General features: G+C 58.3%; 8 protein-coding genes and 2 pseudogenes. 8 read left to right on the top strand and 2 right to left on the bottom strand.

Translation table 11 applies throughout. The annotated features are described in order from the left end of the window. Positions 1–150: pseudogene (locus LXT13_RS27645) on the bottom strand (IS110 family transposase); the annotation flags it as partial. Positions 151–484: 334 nt separating this feature from the next. Here LXT13_RS27645 and LXT13_RS27650 point away from each other — a divergent pair. The 8 genes and pseudogenes from LXT13_RS27650 (at position 485) to LXT13_RS27705 (ending at position 19507) form a co-directional block, all read left to right on the top strand. After that, a pseudogene (locus LXT13_RS27650) lies at positions 485–2696 on the top strand (type I secretion system permease/ATPase). Beyond that, on the top strand, positions 2693–4150 hold the full coding sequence (locus LXT13_RS27655) for an HlyD family type I secretion periplasmic adaptor subunit (protein ID WP_233375616.1): 1458 nt from the start codon (positions 2693–2695) through the stop codon (positions 4148–4150). The pseudogene LXT13_RS27650 and the gene LXT13_RS27655 overlap by 4 nt, the downstream one beginning before the upstream one ends. 22 nt (positions 4151–4172) lie before the next feature. After that, on the top strand, positions 4173–5459 hold the full coding sequence (locus tag LXT13_RS27660; protein WP_233375638.1) for a glycosyltransferase family 4 protein: 1287 nt from the start codon (positions 4173–4175) through the stop codon (positions 5457–5459). A 141-nt stretch (positions 5460–5600) separates the two neighbouring features. After that, positions 5601–6470 (top strand): hypothetical protein, encoded by an 870-nt coding sequence (locus LXT13_RS27665; RefSeq protein ID WP_233375617.1) that lies wholly within the window; start codon positions 5601–5603, stop codon positions 6468–6470. A gap of 115 nt (positions 6471–6585) precedes the next feature. Further along, positions 6586–7335, top strand: coding sequence for a hypothetical protein (locus LXT13_RS27670; protein WP_233375619.1), 750 nt, complete (start codon positions 6586–6588; stop codon positions 7333–7335). 1 nt (position 7336) lies between these two features. Beyond that, a complete protein-coding gene (locus LXT13_RS28740) occupies positions 7337–17905 on the top strand; it encodes a calcium-binding protein (RefSeq protein ID WP_304622833.1) in 10569 nt (3522 codons plus the stop codon). A 192-nt stretch (positions 17906–18097) separates the two neighbouring features. Further along, positions 18098–19129: an IS5 family transposase gene (locus LXT13_RS27700; RefSeq protein WP_233375621.1), complete on the top strand. Its 1032-nt coding sequence runs from the start codon at positions 18098–18100 to the stop codon at positions 19127–19129. Positions 19130–19318: 189 nt separating this feature from the next. Then, positions 19319–19507, top strand: a complete 189-nt coding sequence (locus LXT13_RS27705) for a hypothetical protein (RefSeq protein WP_233375622.1) — start codon at positions 19319–19321, stop codon at positions 19505–19507. A 45-nt stretch (positions 19508–19552) separates the two neighbouring features. Here the strand turns inward: LXT13_RS27705 and LXT13_RS27710 are convergent, their stop codons facing one another. Then, complete coding sequence (locus tag LXT13_RS27710; RefSeq protein WP_233375624.1) at positions 19553–21022, bottom strand: S41 family peptidase; 1470 nt, start codon at positions 21020–21022, stop codon at positions 19553–19555. Between the last annotated feature and the right edge of the window lie 90 nt (positions 21023–21112).

Genomic DNA, 21112 nt, shown 5'->3' on the forward strand with positions numbered 1-21112 from the left:
GCCGATCAAGCAGGGCGGCAGGTTCGCGAAAAACGGGGCAACCTGATCGCGCTTGAGCTGCTTGCGCAGCACGGCCTTGCCGCGCTCGTTGACCCCGTGAACCTGGAACACGTTCTTGGCCAGCTCGAGGCCGATCGTCGTAATCTCCATGGTGGACGCTCCTTCCGATCGAGTAGTTGCTGACACTTCCACTGTGGCACTTCGATGCCGTCTACGGGTGGGGGCGTCCATCCCATTGCTCACGCTCATGCGGTGATAACGGTGAGAGGAGGAGCCAGGGACACCAATTCATCGAACAACGACCGAGAGTCGGTCCAGGGGAATGAGCCTATGTCGGGCATCGCGAACTGCCCGCCGGTGAATTTTTACATCCGCAAAGCTTTGGCGTTAGAGGCGGCAATAAGTCACGCGAGAATGTCACGGTCTATCCGGACAATCCGCTCGTCAAGAAAGTTAAGGCCGCCTGAACGGGCGCACCCTCTCCATGAATTCGTCAGTCAGCCGACCGGCACCCGAGCCGGCCGAAGGTGAGTTCTTGCCATCTGAAACTGGCGATGAACGGCGGGGAGATTCCAACCGTCTGCAAGCGCTCTGTATCCTCGCCCGGCTGCACCATGTCGCCGCCGAGCCGCACGCGCTGTGCCACGAACTGGGCCTGGGTGAGACGGACGCTGTCAGCCAGCAAGACCTTCTGCTGGCCGCCAAGCACCTTGGCCTTAAGGCCAAGCCCAACCAGAGCGCACCTGACCGACTGACGCTTGCCCCGCTGCCCGCCCTGGCGAGGATGAACGACGGCCGCATCGTGGTGCTCGCGCAGTGCGACGGCCAGCGCGTGCTCTTCATGGACCCGTCGGCCACGGCTGCGGATGGTGCTCAGACGGCACGCCCGACCATCGAGCCGCTGGAGGTCTTCGCCGGCCAATGGAGCGGCGAGCTGATTCTTGTGACGAGCCGCGCGAGCCTGGCCGGCGCCCTCGCGAAATTCGACTTCTCCTGGTTCATCCCCAGCATCGTCAAGCACCGCAAGCTGCTGGGCGAGGTGCTGCTGGTGTCGCTGTTTCTGCAGCTGTTCGCGCTGGTTTCGCCGCTGTTCTTCCAGGTGGTGATGGACAAGGTGCTGGTGCACAAGGGCGTGACGACGCTGGACGTCATCATCATCGGCCTCGTGGTAGTCATGCTGTTCGAGAGCGTGCTGACGGTGCTGCGTTCCTATGTGTTCAGCCACACCACCAGCCGCATCGACGTGGAACTCGGCGCGCGGCTGTTCCGCCACCTGCTCAACCTGCCGCTGGCCTACTTCCAGGCGCGGCGCGTGGGCGACTCGGTCGCCCGCGTGCGCGAGTTGGAGAACATCCGCCAGTTCCTGACCGGCAATGCGCTGACCCTCGTGCTGGACGTGCTCTTCTCGGTGATCTTTATCGCCGTGATGTTGGCGTACAGCGTGCCGCTGACGCTGATCGTGCTGGCCTCGCTGCCGCTGTACCTCATCCTCTCCTTGAGCATCGTCCCCGTCTTGCGTGGCCGCTTGAACGAGAAGTTCGCGCGCGGCGCCGAGAACCAGTCACTTCTGGTCGAGACCGTCACCGGCATCCAGACCGTCAAGGCCAGTGCCCTGGAGCCGCAGATGGCCCGCCGTTGGGATGAGCAGCTCGCAGCCTACGTCAGCGCGTCACTTCGCACCCAGACGCTGGCCCAGTACGGCCACGAGGGCATCAACCTCATCGGCAAGGTCGTCAACGCAGCCACGCTCTGGTACGGCCTTGAGCGTGGGCATGTTCGTCGCGTTCAACATGTTCGCCGGGCGGGTGGCGCAGCCCATCATGCGCATCGCGCAGATGTGGACCGACTTCCAGCAGACCGGCCTGTCCATGGAGCGCCTGGGCGATATCCTGAACACCCGCACCGAGCTGCCGCCCCAGAGCGTGAGCCCGCTGCCGCGCCTGCAGGGCCGGGTGACGCTGGACAACCTCACCTTCCGCTACCGCCCCGACGCGCCGCCCGTGCTGCACGGCGTGAGCCTGGACGTTCGCCCCGGCGAAGTCATCGGCATCGTCGGCCGCAGCGGCTCCGGCAAGAGCACGTTGACCAAGCTCATCCAGCGCCTCTACGTCCCCGAGAGCGGTCGCGTGCAGGTCGACGGCCACGACATCGCCCTCATCGACGCCGCCCAGCTGCGCCGCCAGGTGGGCGTCGTGCTGCAGGAGAACATGCTCTTCAACCGCAGCGTGCGCGAGAACATCGCCATTGCTGATCCGGCGGCCCCGCTGGAAGCCGTCATCCACGCCGCCAGGCTCGCCGGTGCGCACAAATTCATCTCCGAGCTGCCGCTAGGCTACGACACCGTCGTCGGCGAACAGGGCAGCAGCCTCTCCGGCGGCCAGCGCCAGCGCATCGCCATCGCGCGGGCCCTCTTCAGCCAGCCGCGCATCCTGATCTTCGACGAAGCCACCAGCGCGCTGGACTATGAGAGCGAAGCCATCATCCAGAAGAACATGCGCGCCATCTGCCAGGGTCGCACGGTCTTCATCATTGCCCACCGGCTCAGCGCCGTGCGCCATGCACACCGCATCCTCTCGATGGACAAGGGGCGCATTGTGGAGATGGGCACCCACGACGAGCTGCTGGCCAAGCCCAAGGGCCTCTATGCCTACCTGTGGCGCATGCAGGCGGGCAACGCAGAAAGGGCACCCGCATGAACACGGTCACTGCCCCTAACGACGCAGCAGTAGCAACCCGCCACCCGATCCTGGAACTGCTGGGCCGGTACCTCGCCATCTTCAAAGCCGCCTGGGATCGCCGTGACGAGCTGGCGGGGCCGAAGCGCCTGCTCGACGAGCGGGCCTTCCTGCCCGCTGCCATCGCGCTGCAGGAGACACCTCCGCATCCCGCGCCCCGCCGCGTCATCATCGCCATATGCGCGCTGTTCACCATCGCACTGCTGTGGGCCTGCTTCGGCCAGATCGATATCGTCGCGGTGGCACAAGGCCGCATCATCGTCAGCCAGCGCAGCAAAACCATCCAGCCGCTGGAGACCAGCGTCGTAAAGGCCATCCACGTGAAGGACGGCGAGAAGGTCAAGGCGGGTGACGTGCTCATCGAGCTGGACAGCACGCTGACGGAGGCCGACAGCACCCGCGTGAACGAGGAGCGCAGCGCATCGATCGCCGAAGCGTTGAGAGCCCAGGCGCTCCTCAGCGCCTTGACCAAAGGCAGTGCGCCCAGCCTCAAGCCCGCAGCCATGAGCGGCCTCAGCACCACTGACCGCGCCAACGTGCAGGTCCAGCTGCAGAGCGAATGGGCTGACATCAGCGCCAAGCTCGCCAGGTTCATCGCCGAGGCCGCACGCCGCAAGGCGGAGATCGCGACGGCCGAACAATTCGTGGCCAAGCTCCAGGCGACGCTGCCGATGGCGCAGCAGCGCGAGAAGGACTTCAAGTCGCTGACCGAGCAAGGCTTCGTCACCAACCATGCCGGGCAGGATCGCACCCGTGAGCGCATCGAGCTCGAACGCGACCTGGCCACCTCGAAAGCGCGCCTGCAAGAGGCCAACGCGGCGCTCACTGAGACCGAGCAGGGCTTGAACGCCTACCGGGCCGAGACGCTGCGCACCCTCAAGGACCGAGAAACCCAGGCCGGGCTCAAGTCGCGCCAACTTGCGGAGGAAGGCACCAAGGCGGACAAGCGCAACGCGCTGACCAAGCTGACGACCCCCGTGGCCGGCACGGTCCAACAACTGGCCATCCACACTGCCGGTGGCGTGGTCACTCCAGCGCAAGTGCTGCTGGTCCTCGTGCCGGATGACAGCGCCGTCACGGCTGAGGTGGTGCTGGAGAACAAGGACATCGGCTTCGTCCAGGCCGGCCAGAGCGCCACCATCAAGCTCGAGACCTTCCCGTACACGCGTTACGGCACCGTGGAAGCCAAGGTCGACAGCATCACCGCCGATGCGGTGCAGGACGAGAAGCGCGGCGCGATCTTCCCGGTAAGCCTGACGCTCAACGAGTCAGCGATCGATGTCGACGGCAAGCACATCAAGCTCGCGCCGGGCATGAACTTGACCGCCGAGATCAAGACGGGCAAGCGCCGCGTCATCGACTACCTGCTCAGCCCCGTGCAGAAGCATGTGGGCGAGAGCCTCAAAGAACGTTGAACCTGGAGCGCTGACTTTGCGCGTGCTCATCATTCATCAGAACTTCCCCGGCCAGTTCCGGCATGTGGCCAAGGCCTGGAGCGAGCGCCCGGGCTGGAAGGTCGTGGGCATCGGCCGGGACACGGCGCCCGGCATGCCCGAACTCGAAAAGTCAGGCCGGCTCACGCTGATCCGCTACAAGCCACACCGCCCGGTTCACCAAGAGCAGCACCATTACCTGCGCCGCATGGAGGATGCTGTGCTGCACGGGCAGGCGGTGGCGCGCATCCTGCTGGCCCTGAAGGCCAAGGGCTTCAAGCCTGACGTCATCCTGGCTCACCCGGGCTGGGGTGAGACGCTCAACGCCAAGGATGTGTTCCCTGATGCGCGGCTCGTGCACTTCTGCGAGTGGTTCTACAACGTGCCAGCCGAGGGCAATGGGCTGGACCCTGACTGGCAAGGCGCCGACATCGGCTTCGATCCCGAGTTCCCCGTCACCTTCGACGACCGCGCGCGCATCCGCGCCTGGAATGCGCTGCACCTGCTGAACCTGGAGAACTGCGACGCGGCCATCAGCCCGACGCATTGGCAAAAGGCCCAGCATCCCAAGCCGTACCTGGACAAAATCACCGTCGCCCACGAGGGCATCGACACGGAGAACTTAGGTCCCAATCCGCGCGCTGCTATCAAACTGCCCAATGGCACTGTTCTGAGAGCGGGCGATCCGGTGATTACCTATGTTGCCCGCAACCTGGAGCCCTATCGCGGCTTCCATCAATTCATGCGGGCGCTGCCGGCGATCCAGAAGGAACACAAGACTTGCCACACAGTCATCGTGGGCGGGGACGGCGTCAGCTATGGACGCAAGCCCGAAGGGGCGAAGCACTGGCGGGAAAGGATGATGCGGGAAGTGGGCTCAAAGCTCGACCCGACGCGAACGCACTTCCTAGGCAAGGTTCCATATGAGGGCTACAAGCGAGTCCTTCAAGTGTCGGCGGCTCACATCTACTTGACCTATCCCTTCGTGCTGAGCTGGTCGTTGCTTGAAGCTATGGCGACTGGTTGCCTCGTTAGCGGTTCAGACACGGCGCCGGTGCGGGAAATTTTGGAAGACCGGGTGAATGGCCGACTAGTTAATGCCTTTGATAAGGGCGCAGTCAGCGCGGCAGCCCTGCAATGCTTGTTGACACTTGACGATGCCGCACAGGATCTTCGATACGAGGCTCAGAAGACTGCCAATGCACGCTTCGCCGTCCAGGCGGGAATTCGGGTGTTCAGCCAAATTTGCTTCCAGAGCGTGTTGCGACCTAATGTTCGCCGTGCTGCCTGACGTCATCATCGATTTCCATCAATTCGCAAGGCGTGTGCCAATGTTGAACGGTACGCTTAAATGGCCACATTCCAATGGCGGAGAATATAAATCTCATACCTTCCAAGCTCCGCCGCGCCTTTCTGCCTTATGGAGAAAAAAGTGAAGCGCTTGATTGTAAGCGGCATTTCCTCAATCGCAGCGATTGCATTCGCTGTAACTATTCCGGGATGTGAGCAGCCGATCAACGAGAATTCTTATTCTGTTGATCATTGGCTCAATGACCCAGATCCATGCATCCGCCAAACCGCAGCGGCCATTGTGGCTTCTACGCAGCCGTGGCCCAATGAGCGTCAAGATGCGAGCGGAAAGGTTGTTGAATTTGACGCGTGGTACGGAAACGTTAGATATCGAATCCCAGCCGGCGTCCCAATCATCAAAAGTGGATTTGTTCCAAGGTCGCATCCGCTTATATATTCTACCGTATCCGGGCACATATCGCAACTTCTTCCAAATGTCAATCTGGCGCAATTTGGAAATCTCCCGGCAACCATAAGTGGACATATACATTGCGATGCCGGAAAAAAATTACAAGTCCCGCCCCAATTTGCGTGGCTAGCAGCCGCCACCACCGCCAAAGCGATTAAATCCACTATATCGGAGATCGCAGCCTCAAGGGGCGGCTCTAGGCCACAAACAAGAATCCTAGAGAGCATTGATATGGTGGAAATAAATTCCACTGAAGGCAGGCGTGTCTATTTCCCAAGAACTGTGGAGCTCTCTCAAACGGTAGAGGGGGAACGCTTGGTTGCAGGAATAGTTTGTGACGCGCATGACCCACAGAAGGGGCTTGATATTACAAAAACTTGCCAAGCTTGGATGCTCATTTCCCCTGGGATCTGGCTTGAATTTCAGGTTTACCAACAGTTTCTCCCCTTGGTTCCTCAGCTTCATCGCGAATTTCTATACTTATTCGCAAAAAGTCAGAGCCGCAGAAGTGCCGGTGACAAAGCTGCAAATTTGAGGCGTTAGATATGGAATTTGGCGAAACGGACTTGTACCAAGAACCTAATCCGACGAACGCTCTCGTTCTCAGGGCTCGATCATTGCATACAGAATGTCAAGCAAAACATTTCTACTATATTTAATGATTTCCTATTTCGCCTTGGTTGGGTGCGGCGAAAGGCAGTCGAAACTTAGTTGCAAAGATACGTTAAAAACATTTGAGCGAAACGGGGAATTGGTATACCAGTCAGTGAATGGTGTGTTTACAAAGAGAAGTTTTCCGACGCTTGAGTGTGAAGCCAGGCCGTATGGATCAAATCCAGCCGAAGGTACATATATCCGAAGTGGAAGCGAGTATATGCACTGGAAGGACGGGCATCTTTACGATGGTCAGACGGTAGCACGAATGAAGATCGAAGGAGGCTGGCAAAGCAATCAATCGGAATATCTTATTCATGTCATGGCAAGATTCGATTCCGCAAATGACAACAACCCAACGTGGTGGTACGAACCAAAGATTCAGCATAGATCCTATCCGATCGACTTGCTGCCAAACTTTGGACTAAAACAGCCAACTCCAATCCCGCTAAAGACTCCATTAGAGAGTTTCGATCACATCTATTGGGCCGTGCGCAACCCAGCTCACGAACTCCCAGACATAGTACGTTGCGATCTTCAATTGCCGAAGGACGCACCGCTATTTCCTGAAGTGCTAATTGCCGCGGCGGCCGTCAATGTTGACATTGGCAATACGTGCCGGGGTAGCCTTCAAGCTGACAACGGAATGCCACTGTTCGCGATTGTGGATGTGCCGGGAGGCGCGCTAAAAGATATCGACCGAATCTACGCTGCCGTTGCAAAACGTTTATCTAATCTGGCTATCGAGCAATAACATGTCATACATCCTCACAGAACAAGAACGTCAAGAAATAGAAAACGCACGAGCTTTGTGCCCGTCAGGTAATAGCGAGGGTGATGAAACGGGCGTGGGGAACTGGATTCCATTCTATACGGCCCTGTCAAATATTTTGCAGCGCCATCAGCTGGCTGGTGATATTTCTGGCGCCGACATCGACAACTTCAGGAACGTCAGGCTATGGCTGGACGTCGCTATTGGGGCCAATGGCGGCCAAGGCATGCATAGTGCATTTATCCGGACTTATACCGATAGGCAGGGTGAGCTGCGGCGGGGGGAGAAGTTCTCCGATTTCGAGATGCAAAAGGCGTCCAATGGCGTCGCATTGAATTTCTACCGTGACATCATTGGATTGTCAGGAAGGCTCACGCCTTGGACGGTACCAACCATTGCTGTACTTGCTAACGCAGATGCCAGTTCAATTGGTAGAAACCTTTTTGGTCCTGGATCGCAAAGGCCGCTATCGCTCGATGACGATGCAGTCCGATATAACTCCGCATGGTCCGGTGCGATTGGATTCAATCTTTTAGGAGGACTTCCGCCATTTGAAAGTTGGCGTCTGCTGATGGACAACGGAGATACGCCTACTGTTGCCAAGATTGATACATTGGACGACTTTAAAAATCTTCTCTTTGCCGTTGACTCTTATCAGCGCGCGCTCTGGGCGGGGTATGCGGCAGGTGCCTTAGATTTAGTTAACTTCATCGGCGCCAGCATTCATTATAGCCAGACAGGTCGCTGGCCCGAGGACAATGCAGGGCCACTCGCGGCACAACTCAATGTAATGTTCACCAGTGGGAATATTACTGGGCTTGTCCGATATGTGGGAGCATTGACGCCCACGATAAGTCCTGTAATTAATGCCATTGTAGATGTCGGTGTGAACGTGTTTCTAGACATGCTCATGGGCAGCCTCCTAGGCCGAGCAGTTATCGGTGCAACGACTGATCAAAATTTCAAGTCCACTGCGAACGAATTATTCGGTGCGCTTTCTCCGCTCCAGTTGGAGAGTATCAAAGCGGAGCTTTTGCCGACAGATGCAGCTTCCTTAGCGAAGTTGGCTGAAACGGATGTCAACGTTCGAGCAGCTCTTGGCGGTCTGAGTGTCGTCAGCGTGAAAGTTGGTTCAGAAGTCGCTGCGCGCTTTAGCTTATACGATCCGGATACTGGACAAGGAGAAGTTTCGGCAAATTGGATCGCTGATCGGGCTTCATTTAGTGAGCAGCTGTTTAAGAAACTCAAACAGGATGGAGGAAATGTTTCCGGTTCGCAAAATATCCGGTACTTTGATGCATCATCAGGGGCCGAAGTACTCGTGGGGAACGGCGCCAATCTAACCCAAAGGGTGCAGTACCTTTTTGGTGGTAAGGAAAATGACAGTCTGACCGGCTACGGAAAGGGCGATCGCTTATACGGCGGGAATGGCAACGATCTGCTGGATGGGCAGGGTGGTGCAGATTACCTGGAAGGTAACGCGGGAGACGATGAGCTAACCGGTGGATACGGTGATGATTCCTTGGTCGGGGGTGCGGGTGCCGACAGACTAAGTGGCGGCATGGGAAAAGACATTCTCCAAGGCGGCCTAGGCATCGATACATATGTCTTCGAAACGGGATGGGAAATTGACGTCGTAAAGGACTCAGATGGTCAAGGAAAGCTCGAAGTAGGCGGTGTCGGCGTACTGGACGGCGCAGGCGCGCGACGGCTAACGAGTTCCGTTTGGCAAACTGTAGATAAACGGATTACCTATACCGTCGACGCATCAGGCAACGCATTGCTGATTTCATTCTCGGATCGGCGAGACATCATCTTCGTTGAAAATTGGACGGAGCAATCGAATCTTGGAATCGTGTTGGATAAGGCGCCGTGGATAACGCCAACTTCAACAACATATATCGGGGACTTCAAGAAAAAGACGCTCTATCCTGGCGTATTTGACCAAGGTCCTAGTGGTTATCTGCCAGACGGCGCGGAACCTGGAGCTCTCGATGCCTTGAACGGCTCGATGAACGGTGACTTCTTGTCCGGGCTTGGTGGCAATGATTTGCTTTCCGGCAACGGTGGCGAGGACTATTTGAGCGGCGGTTCTGGCAATGACGTCATATATGGAGGCGAGGATGCCGACCAGATAGAAGGCGGCTCTGGCGACGATGTGATCTTTTCGGGTGGTTGGGGACGTCCAGACCACTTGATGAGGTACGACGGCCCGCCCAGCACCTATGGATATCCAGTAATCAATCAAGGATTTGGCTGGGCAACATTTGCATATTATGAGGCGGACAGGAATGGCTTCTATGGTGCGTTCGGAATTGCCAATTCCGGCTCAGCATACTCGGGTGATCCGCTATTTTATAACGTTTTTCAAACAGGATATGAAGATATCTATATCGATGCGGGGAATGTAGTAGATGGCGGGGGCGGGGCCGATTGGATTTATGGCGCGCATGGAAATGACCTTCTGGAGGGCGGGGATGGTAATGACTTCGTCGCTGGTCAACAGGGCGACGATGTAATATATGGCGGGCAGGGAAATGATTCCTTGACCGGTGACGGCCTCGGAGCCCTCGGAGATATCGGATACATTCCGCTAGACAAGTACGGAAGCGACGTCGTGCTGGGAGGGGATGGCGAAGATACGGTGCGTGGCGGTGGAGGAAGTGATCAGCTATTCGGTGGAAATGACGACGACGTTATCTATGGAGACAGGTTTCTCGGTGATGGTGATGATGAGCAATATGACGGTGCCGACTATCTAAATGGGGGAGGTGGATACGACATTATCTATGGTGACGGCGGCTCAGATACACTAGTCGGCGGCGACGGCATCGACAAACTTTTGGGAGGGAAGGGCGACGACGTTCTTTTCTCTGACGGACGAGATGGGTTGTATGGTGGCGAAGGCAACGACACCTATAACATCGAATTGAAGTCCAGCGGGCTTACGGGATTTATTGATGATTCCGAAGGCTCCAACACGATCATTGTGAGTGGCTTGGTTGTTTCCAGACTGCCGAGCGTAAATCCTGCACCGTCCCAGCAAGTGAACAGCCCGACAATGAAGACTCAGCTTCGGAGCGAGTCTTCATTCACTACTGAGGATACGGGCCAAGAGGCGGAAGCAGGCGTCGTGTACTCACCGACTGCCCATGTATTTGCCATGGGCGGGCAACTCTATCTAACCCCTGATGGTGTCGGACTGATTGGTGTGGAAGGGTATTCAACCCTTTCCAATCTTCATCTTAAATCCGACACGGACGATGTGGGGATTAGCGCCAACGCCATCCTGGAGCAGGATAGCCCTGGAGGGTGGGTCCGAACGGGAGCCTGGACACCTGGGGTCGGCCTAATTTATACCCGGGACATCACGACGAATCAAAGTTTGCTAGGTGGCGAAGCGAATGAGCTCCTCGAAGGAGGAACTGGCAGCGACTGGATCCGCGGAGGCCTTGGTTCCGACATCATCCGCGGAGGCAAAGGGGACGATTCGCTTGAGGCTTCAGCGACGGGTGAAGCCGCAGATCAAGACATCGACGTATTCGAATTCGATATCGGCGATGGCACCGATCACGTCTCGCTAAGCAATTATTCGGATAGGTTAACGTCGTTTGACGTTATTCGTTTTGGCGCAGGCGTAACTGCATCCGATATAAGACTTTCGACCGCATACGTGCCTGGCGCGGGCGGGATGACTCAGACGTTGATCTCTTATAGCCCTTCAGATGTGATCATTCTCGAAGTGGGGGTCGCGGGTTCGATCGATCGCCTGGAATTTGCGGATGGCTCAAGCGCGAAGCTATCGCAATTGCTTGCCGACCTCCCGCCCGTCAGTGTCGGCACGGAAGATATAGATACTCTCGTGGGAACCTCTACAGCTGACAATCTTATCGGATTGCAAGGCAATGACTATCTGAAGGGCAACGCCGGGAACGACACACTCCGCGGCGGAGCGGGTGACGATATTCTTGCCGGAGAAGCTGGGCGCGACACATATATATTCTATAGGGGCGATGGTCGGGACGATATTTACAACGCCGACTCCGATGATTCATCGGCGCTACCGGATATTCTTCAGTTCGGAGAAGGAATTGCTCCGGAAGATATTGTCGTTCAACGCATGGGCGCGAAAGTCCGTCTGATCGTTGGCGACACTGAGGAGTGGGTTGACATCAATGGCTTCCTAGGCAACAACGGCGCGTCGGATGCTGCAGTAGATTTCATCCAATTCCAGAACGGCGTCACGTGGAGCGCCGCCTATATCGCCGCCTTGGCCAACGCTCCTACCGCCGGAAACGATGATTTGACGGCATTCGCCCCAGCAGGCAGCCTTCTCGGGGGAGACGGGAATGATCGACTGAGCGCCAATGCGTTGGGAAGCTTGCTTGATGGTCAACGAGGCGATGACGACCTACACGGCGAAATTGGCGATGACGTATTGTTTGGTGGCGAAGGACAAGACACCTTGAGCGGTGACGGCGGCCAAGATGTCTTGAGCGGAGGCCCCGGCGACGACGTCATAGCTGGGCAAGGCGGTGCCGACACGATTTATTTCCAGCGGGGGGATGGACGAGATCGCATTGAACAATACTATTGGACCCAGACCGGTGCGGACGCCGACGTTGTTAGATTCGGGGCAGGTATTGCATCTTCACAAGTCCGATTTTCCCGTGATTCCAATGACCTCCTGGTGAGTATTTTGGGGGCAGACGATAGCATTCGGGTCAGCCAGTATTTCACTCAAAAAGTCAAGGAAATTTCGCGCTTCGAATTTGAGGATGGCTCCTTCCTGACGGAGTCGAATATTCAAGCTGGAGCATTGCTGGGTGGAGGGCTAAACGATACGTTGTATGGGTTGATCGATGCATTCAGCACGGTTTCCGGTGGCGAAGGCGCAGACCAAATCTTCGGTGGCGAAGCCGGTGGCGAATACGACGGAGGCGAAGGAAACGACACTATCAGCTATGGGCATGGGGACAGCACCGTCTATGGCGGCAATGGCAACGACTATATTTCGGGCGGCTTCGGTAGCGATGCTATTTACGGCGATGCAGGTGACGACTACATAGAAGGAGGGTCCGGAGAGGACACCCTCTCTGGAGGCGGTGGCGCGGATCGATTAGAAGGCCGAGAAGGAAGCGATACGTATCTCGTCGATGTAGGATCTGGAAGAGATGTTATTGATAACCGAGCTAGCACCTCGGCGGGATCCTTTGTCGACACCCTGGTATTTGGAGTCGGAGTCGCGCCGGCTGATGTAATTTTGAGCAGAGATGCCGATGACTTGATTGTCCAGTATGGTGGGTTCGACCACTCTATTACTGTTCTCAATCATTTCAGAGCAACGGATATCTATGAGTATTCATTGGATGAAATCCGGTTTGCAGATGGCACAGTTTGGAGTGCTGCTGCTATATCGGCGCGCCTCGTAGTTCCCCTCGCTCCTGTGGATCAGACGCTCACTGGTTCGGGCAATGCAGACAATTTCGTAGGGGATACAGGCAACGACACCATCTACGGCATGGAAGGTGATGACACCATTGACGGTGGCGCCGGCGACGACTACCTCGATGGCGGAGACGGCATAGACATTTTCAAATTTGGCCGTACCTCTGGCCATGACACAATCAGTCGGGACTTTTCCAGCGCGACGCTCGACCGCGTCGTCATAAGCGCTGGCATTAAGCCAAATGATGTTCGTGTTTCATATGATGGATTGAATTCGGCACTTCGGTTGAGTATCGTCGGCACATCTGCCGTGTTAATTGGAATCGAGCAGATTGGTCAGATCGAATTTGATGATGGCAGCGTATGGGCCGTTCCTCAAATCCAAGCTCTCTCGCAAGTGGCAACCGAAGAGGATGATTTCATTAAAGGCACCCAGTCCCCCGACTTCCTGCAAGGGAATGGAGGAAGTGACGTCATCGATGGGAGCGATGGTGCTGACACGCTCTATGGCGGGGCAGGAGCAGATACGCTGAGTGGATGGACGGGCAGTGACTATCTTTCTGGCGATGCCGGTTCCGACAGGCTATCGGGACAGGCCGGAAATGATTCTCTGTCAGGTGGATCGGGAACAGATTCCCTGTATGGGGGTGATGGCGACGACAGGCTCGATGGTGGTTTGGACGACGATGAGCTGACGGGCGACGTGGGAAGCGATAGCTTCGTACTGCGTCGAAATTCAGGCAAGGATCGGCTCTATGCTGATGCCGCTGATTTGATCGAAGTTGATCCCGATATTGCGTCCTCAGAAATATCGTTGTCGCGCGAAGGAGAGGATCTCGTAATCAGTGTAATCGGCACCTCAACCAGTTTCCGCATTGGCTATTTCTTCTATGACAATGATGGTCAGAACTACCAAGGGATTGAGATTCGCTTTGGCGATGGAACCAGTTGGGATCTTTCCGATATAAGGTCGCGTGTATTGTTCGCTAACGATCTGGCGGTAAATTCTATTGTTGGTTATGGTTCTGCTGACACAATCGTCGGTGGAACTCAGGGCGACACGATCAGAGGTGGGGCCGGGAATGACCGCCTTGAAGGCGCTGCCGACGCCGACTGGCTTCTTGGCGAAGATGGAGCCGATACCCTATTGGGCGGATCGCAGGATGACTTGCTCGAGGGAGGCGGCGCCTCAGACCTGTTATGGGGCGAAGATGGCGCGGATCGACTACTTGGGGGCGATGGCAACGATCAATTAGACGGCGGTAACGGCAATGATAATTTGAGCGGTGAATTGGGCGCAGATACATTGGCAGGGGGGATGAATGACGACACCCTATTTGGCGATGCCGGTGACGATCTGCTGCTTGGCAATTCGGGGCGCGATGTTCTTTATGGCGCGGAGGGTGACGATACCCTCGATGGCGGAGCTGGCGACGATATCATTTACCTCCGGGCTGGCAATGACACCGTAATTTTCGGTACAGGCGGCGGCAAGGATACCGTACGTCAAGATGGGTCGTTGATTCCTGGATACAATATCATTTCCCTTGCTCCCGGAATAACTCCTGCGGATCTGTCTATTAAGAGAATCTCGAATCCACTTGCGGGGCCTATTGGAGCGCTTCGAATTTCCATTCTAGGAACCGCTGATTCCATTTACATCGAAGGATTCTTCAGCGGCTCCGGGGCGGCGAACGGGACAACGCTTGTCAGCGAAGTCAAGTTCTCCGACGGCACGATTTGGGATGCGCCCTTGGTGGCTCGCTTGGCTAATGCGTTGACACTCTCAGGCACTGCCCTCAACGACCGATTGGTTGGTAGCTCCGTCGATGAGCTGCTTTTTGGCGGTGCCGGTGAGGACGAGATAATTGGAGCTGGCGGAAATGACTGGCTAAGCGGTGAGGCTGGCTCTGACCGCATGACTGGCGGTACCGGCGATGACACGTACGTCGTTGACTCAGGTGCTGACGTGGTTGTCGAGGTCTTTGATGAAGGCATCGACACGGTTCAGGCATCCGTGAATTACAGGCTTGGCGCAAACGTTGAGCGTCTGGTTCTGCTATCGGGAGCTACTGATGGTTTGGGCAACGAATTGTCGAACCGCGTCGTTGGCAACGACTCCGCCAATAGTTTGGATGGAGGCCTCGGTATCGATACGCTTGTTGGTCGAGGCGGAGATGACACTTACGCAATTGACGATGTTCGGGATGTCATCGTTGAACTTGCAAACGGCGGGAGGGATACGGTTCTGTCGCAAGTATCCTTTGCGCTTCCTAGTGAAGTAGAGAATCTTACTCTTGCGGGTGCTGCCATTGAAGGGGTGGGCAATGGCAAAGCAAACCTAATTGTCGGTAATCAATTATCCAATCGGTTGAGCGGAGGCGAGGGCGTTGATACGCTTTCTGGTTTGGGTGGCGACGACATTTATGTCGTTGACTCCGAATTGGACACCGTAATCGAAATGTTTGATGCCGGATTGGATACGGTCGAAACATCAACTAGTTTTACGCTTCCTGACAATGTTGAGAATCTCAGCATTGCAGGAACGGCAGCCTGGACAACTGCGACGGGCAATCAACTCGCCAATCGAATTCTCGGCAACGCAGAGTCGAACACGCTTGATGGGAAGTCCGGAGCGGATACCATGATTGGTGGCATCGGGTTTGATACATACTTCGTTGACAGTTCTGGAGATATGGTCGTCGAAGGCACGGAGCCGGAGACTGACTATGTCTATTCGAGTGTCACGTGGACGTTGCCCGCGAACGTTGAAAACATCACTCTGATTGGCGACGGGGCTATTGACGCCGTTGGGAATTCATCGGCAAACGACATCACAGGAAATGCGGCCAATAATCTGCTTGATGGGCGCGAAGGCGACGACACAATGCGCGGCGGGGCCGGCAATGACACTTATGTTGTAGATAGTCAAGGAGACTCAATTTTCGAAAACTCTGCCGAAGGTGTTGATACCGTTCTAGCAGATTTTAGTTGGTCGCTTGGCGTGGAAATTGAGAACCTCACGCTCACTGGAGGTGGTCAAGCCAATGGCACGGGGAATGGCCTCAATAATGTTCTGATCGGAAATGCAGCAACGAATACGTTGAGCGGCGGTGCAGGCAATGACACTCTCGATGGCGGGGGCGGGGATGATTCTCTGATTGGCGGCGCGGGGAATGATGCCTACATCGTAGATTCAGCGTCTGACGTTCTGGTTGAGGGCTCGAATTCCGGAATCGACACTGTGATCGCGTCCATTACTTGGTCCCTCGGTGGAAACTTTGAGAATCTAACGCTTGTCGGTACATCGTCCATCAATGGCACGGGCAATACTCTTAATAACTTGCTCACTGGTAATGCAGGTGCAAACCGACTCAGCGGCGGCACTGGCAACGATACGTTGATCGGTGGCGGCGGCGACGACGTCTATGTCGTGGATGGTGTCACCGACGTGGTGACAGAAGCAGCAGGAGGCGGAGTTGACACAGTCGAGTCAAGCGCAAGCTGGACATTGGGCGCTGAGGTCGAGAACTTAACCCTGACTGGCACGGCGTCAGTGAATGCCACTGGCAACGCGTTGGCTAACGCTTTGGCGGGAAATGTTGGCGCTAACCGCCTGGATGGTGGCGCTGGCGACGACACGATGGTGGGCGGCGCTGGAAACGACACTTACGTGGTCGACAGCACGGCCGATGTCGTGACAGAAGCCGCCAGCGGGGGCACCGACACGATCGAGTCGAGCGTCACTTGGACACTGGCGACCGAGGTCGAGAATCTCACGCTGATTGGTACGGCCAACATCAATGCCACAGGCAACGGAGTGGCCAACACGTTGCGAGGCAACGCGGGCGCCAATACCCTGACCGGTGGCGCAGGCAACGACACCATGATCGGTGGTGCCGGTGACGATATCTACGTCTTGGATGTAGCGACGGACGTTGTGACCGAGAACACCGGCGAGGGCACGGACACGATTCAAATCGGTGCGACGTTCACTTTAGCCGCCAACGTCGAGAATCTGACACTGACCGGAACGTCGAACATCAATGGCACAGGCAATGGGCTGAACAACCTGCTCACCGGCAATAGTGGAGCCAACAATCTCAACGGTGGGACCGGCAACGACACCCTGAATGGCGGCGCGGGGACCGACACGATGGTGGGTGGCGCGGGCAACGACACTTTCTACGTTGACGCGACGGCCGACGTTGTGACCGAGGTTGCGAACGAAGGGACTGACACCGTCATCACCTCGGTGACATTGGCGTCTCTCGCCGCCAATGTCGAGAACCTGACGCTGACGGGATCGTCCAACCTGAACGGCATCGGCAACGCGCTTGCCAACGTCATGACGGGCAATAGCGGGGCCAACAATCTGAATGGTGGCGATGGCAATGACACCCTGGATGGCGGCGCGGGTAATGACACGATGGTGGGTGGCGCGGGCAACGACACCTTCTACGTCGACGCCACGACTGATGTCGTGACTGAGTCGGCAGGCCAAGGCACCGACACCGTCATATCCTCGGTCACGCTAGCGTCGTTGGCCGCCAACGTCGAGAACCTGACGCTGATCGGATCGTCCAACATCAACGGCACCGGCACAGCGGGGGACAACGTCCTCACTGGCAATGCCGGCAGCAACACGCTAACTGGTAATGCGGGTGCTGACACGCTGGACGGCAAGGCGGGCAACGACACGCTCAACGGCGGGGCGGGGGCCGACACCTACTGGTTCGGCCAAGGCTACGGCTCGGATCTCGTCATCGACAACGACTCGACGGCAGGCGTCACGGACGTGGTGCGCTTTGGAGCCGGCATCTCTCAGAGCGACATTCGGTTCAGCCAGAGCGGCAATGCGTTGGTGGCGACACTCAAGAGTTCGTCCGAAGCGCTGACCATCCAGGACTGGTACCTGGGTGCGCAAAACCGCGTGGAGGAGTTCCGCTTCAACGACGGCAGCGTGTTGACCGCTGCGCAGGCACAATCGCTCGTGGGGGCCATGGCGGCATTCAACCCGGCTGCGCCGGCGCAGTTCATGGTGGCAGATCCTGAGCCGACAATGTCCCGAGTCGTGGGCATCGCCGTGTCGGGGATTGCATAACGTTCTTCCGGGCGTAAGTAATGGTCGATGGACGGCGCCTGGAAGCGCTTTCTAAGGCCTCGCTGGGTGATGGCCCGCGAGGTGGTGTAATACTTTTAGGCGAGGCGGCCCGTCGAGGGGGGGCCATCGTGAGTCGAGACCGCTGCATAACTTCCCTGATGCGAGGAGACGGGAGATCGGCTGCAATGAGGCATGGACAGCTTCTTCCTCATGGGCGCCAAGCCGCTGGTCCAGGACTCGCCGACGATGAAGTTGCACGAGTTGCTGGACTGGGCCGAGATCGCGCACAAGCTCAAGGGTCTGTACAAGCGTGAGGCCACGCACGGCGGCGGTCCCGAGCCTTATGCGCCGTTGTCCATGTTCAAGCTGATGCTGCTGGGGCAATGGCACGGCCTGTCGGACACACAGCTGGAGCGCGCGCTCAAGGTGCGACTGGACTTCATGGTGTTCACCGGCTTCGAACCCGGTGACGGCAGCTTCCCCGACGCCACCACCATCTGCCGCTTTCGCAACCGGCTCGTGACGGCCAAGCTCGACCAAGTGCTGCTGCGCCGGGTCAACGTCCAACTCGAAGGCCAGGGCCTGAAGGTCGCCGGCAGCCGCGGCGCGATCATCGATGCCACCATCATCGAGAGTGCGGCGCGGCCGAACCAGCATGTCGAAGTCGATGACGAGGGTCAGGCTGACGTGGTGGACAGCGCCGATGAAGAGGCGCGCTGGGTCAAGAAGGGCAACGAGGCCTTCTTCGGCTATCGCGGCTACAGCGCGGTGGACACCGAGGACGGCTATGTCGAACACGTCGAGATGCACCCGGCCAACCAGTCCGAGGTGAACAAGCTGCCGGGCATCGTCGACGCGCTCATCGAGCAAGGCATCCAGCCTGAAGGCGTGCTGGCCGACAAAGGCTCTGCGAGCGCGGCCAACCGTGAGTACCTCCAGGCCAAGGGCATCGGTGACCTGATCCAGTTCAAGGGCAGCCGGGGTCGTGCGGTGCATCTGTTGCTGACCCAGATGAACCGGGCCATCGCCACGCTGCGCTACAAGGTCGAGCAAGGCTTCGGCACGATGAAGCGGCGCTTCCACCTGAGCCGGGCGAGGTACTTCGGGGCGGCCAAGACGCAGGCGCAGATGGCCTGGGCGGCGCTCGGCGTTAACCTGCTCAAGGCGATGAGGAAGCTGCAAAGCGGGCGGCTGCAGCCGTGTGCGGGGAGTCGTCCGTCCTGAGGGGCCAAAGGCCCCCGGGAAAGGGCTCGAAAGGCCTCAAAAGGCGCGAAAACCCGCTCTGGATTGTGCATCTTGAAATCAGCGTCGCTTCCAGCCGCGGACGCTCGCCGTGACGTCAGTCGTGCAGCGGTCTCGAGTCCGGACAAGGTTGAGGTGCGACCCACCAACCCTTGTCCAAAGGAATGCACGATGACCACCTCCACTATGGCATTGGCCGAGCTGGCCGAGAAGGGCGCCGACGTCGGTGTGCTGCGCCAGACGGTGCAGTTCAGGGCCCAGAGGCTCATGGAGATCGATGTTGAGGGGGCTGCGGCGCCGGCTACCGAGAAGAGCGCGGAGCGCGCCAACGGGCGCAACGGCTTTCCAGATCGAACTTAGGGGACGCGCGCCGGCAGCGTCCGGCCGCGGACGCTCATCGTGAGGTCAGTCGTGCAGCGGTCTCAGGTCGGCGGCGCATAGCGCGTCGTGTGACCACGGCCGGAGCGAGAGCTGCAGGGCGAGGTCTAGGGCCGTGTCCCTATTGCTGCCGGGGAGGTCGGGTGGTGCCGCGCAGTCGGCTGGCACACCCCGTCCCAGGGGCAGCTCGTTCCACGCGAATCTGAACTGCAGCAATGGAACATGCAGACGCATGTGGCTGTTGGGTAGTTCGATGTTCCAGCGGTAGCCGCTGGTGTTGCCAGCGTACGCGCCGGCTACTTCCTCGCCGACGAAGAGGGCACGCCGGGCGTGGTAGAGCATCGAACAAAGCTCGGCCGCACCCGAAAACGTGTTGCCGCCTGCAAGCACGATCAGGCGGCCGCCGAATACGTCCGAGCGGGCCTCCCAGTGCGACATCAATCCTTCGGGCGGCTCATTGCGCCGCGACAGCTGGTCCCCGGGAGTCCGCAGCTGTTGCCGAAGCTCTTGCCTGTCGTAGACCTCCGCGGTGTAACGGCGGCCGTGGGCATCACGCACGGACACGGTCGCGCCACGCGCCTTGACGGCGGCGTACTTGCGCAGCGGCTCCCGCACCAGGAAAGAGAACAGGTAGTTCTCGTTGCCCTCGGAGCCTCCACCGTTGTCGCGCAGGTCCAGGATCAGCGTGCTGGCCCCTTGTTCCCTCAGCGTCTCGAACGCTTTGCGCACGACTTCCCGGTAGTCGCTGCCCGCCTCGCGGTGGCGTCGGTTACTGAAGGTCGGCACGACCAGCCGGGCGATGTGCGGATCCAGCCATTCGAGGCGGGCCACTGGCGATTCGACCACCTCAACCCGGGCGGGGCGGGCAGCGTTGGCGATGCCGTCGACCACCTGCTCGTACACGGTGCCGGCCGCGTCCTGCAGGCGCAGACGGTAGCGGTCCGCGCCACCGCGCATCCACTGGCGCGCTCGGGCATAGCCACCGCCATCGAGCTCACGCATCACGCCGGTCTGGATGGTGCCATCGTGTCCGAGAGCGGACATCGACTCCCGCATCAGTTCGGCGGCAGGCTCGTCATCAATGGCCAACAGCCGCGTGCCGGGGGGAATGCGCGCCGCCGTCTCCCAACCCGCCATCACCCAGGCGCCAGCCTCCGTCCAGCGAAGGTCGACCGGCAACAGACCCCGAGCCCGGGCGTCTTCCGCGCGCATCATGGCGCTGCGCTGCAGTGAGAGATGACCCTCGCCGATACGGCTCAGCAGGGGGCGAAGCACGCGAAACAGGCCTACATCGTCGTGCACTGCATGCAGTGCTTGCCGGGCGCTTTGCTTCGCGCGCTTCCAGTCCTGCGGGGATTGGAACCACGTGATGTTCGGCAGCCCCGCCTCGACAGCTGCTAACGCCAGGTCGAAATCTTCCCGCGCCTGCGCCGCGGTCAGTGATTGGGGCGATGCAGTCGCGAACGCGGCCGCGCAGGCGATCGGCGCCAGCAGCAAGCGAATCCATCCCCGGCAAAGACTCGGCATGGGCGGCGATATCGAGAATGCGGCTGCTGGACTTTACGTCCGCCCCGGGGCTCGATCCAC

The organism is Pelomonas cellulosilytica (assembly GCF_021353265.1).
Lineage (GTDB): Bacteria > Pseudomonadota > Gammaproteobacteria > Burkholderiales > Burkholderiaceae_C > Pelomonas > Pelomonas cellulosilytica.

Bases quoted from the DNA above. Each gene is read 5' to 3' on its own strand.
- LXT13_RS27655 (WP_233375616.1), top strand. From the start codon at position 2,693: ATGAACACGGTCACTGCCCCTAACGACGCAGCAGTAGCAACCCGCCAC.
- LXT13_RS27670 (WP_233375619.1), top strand. From the start codon at position 6,586: ATGATTTCCTATTTCGCCTTGGTTGGGTGCGGCGAAAGGCAGTCGAAA.
- LXT13_RS28740 (WP_304622833.1), top strand. From the start codon at position 7,337: ATGTCATACATCCTCACAGAACAAGAACGTCAAGAAATAGAAAACGCA.
- LXT13_RS27700 (WP_233375621.1), top strand. From the start codon at position 18,098: ATGGACAGCTTCTTCCTCATGGGCGCCAAGCCGCTGGTCCAGGACTCG.
- LXT13_RS27705 (WP_233375622.1), top strand. From the start codon at position 19,319: ATGACCACCTCCACTATGGCATTGGCCGAGCTGGCCGAGAAGGGCGCC.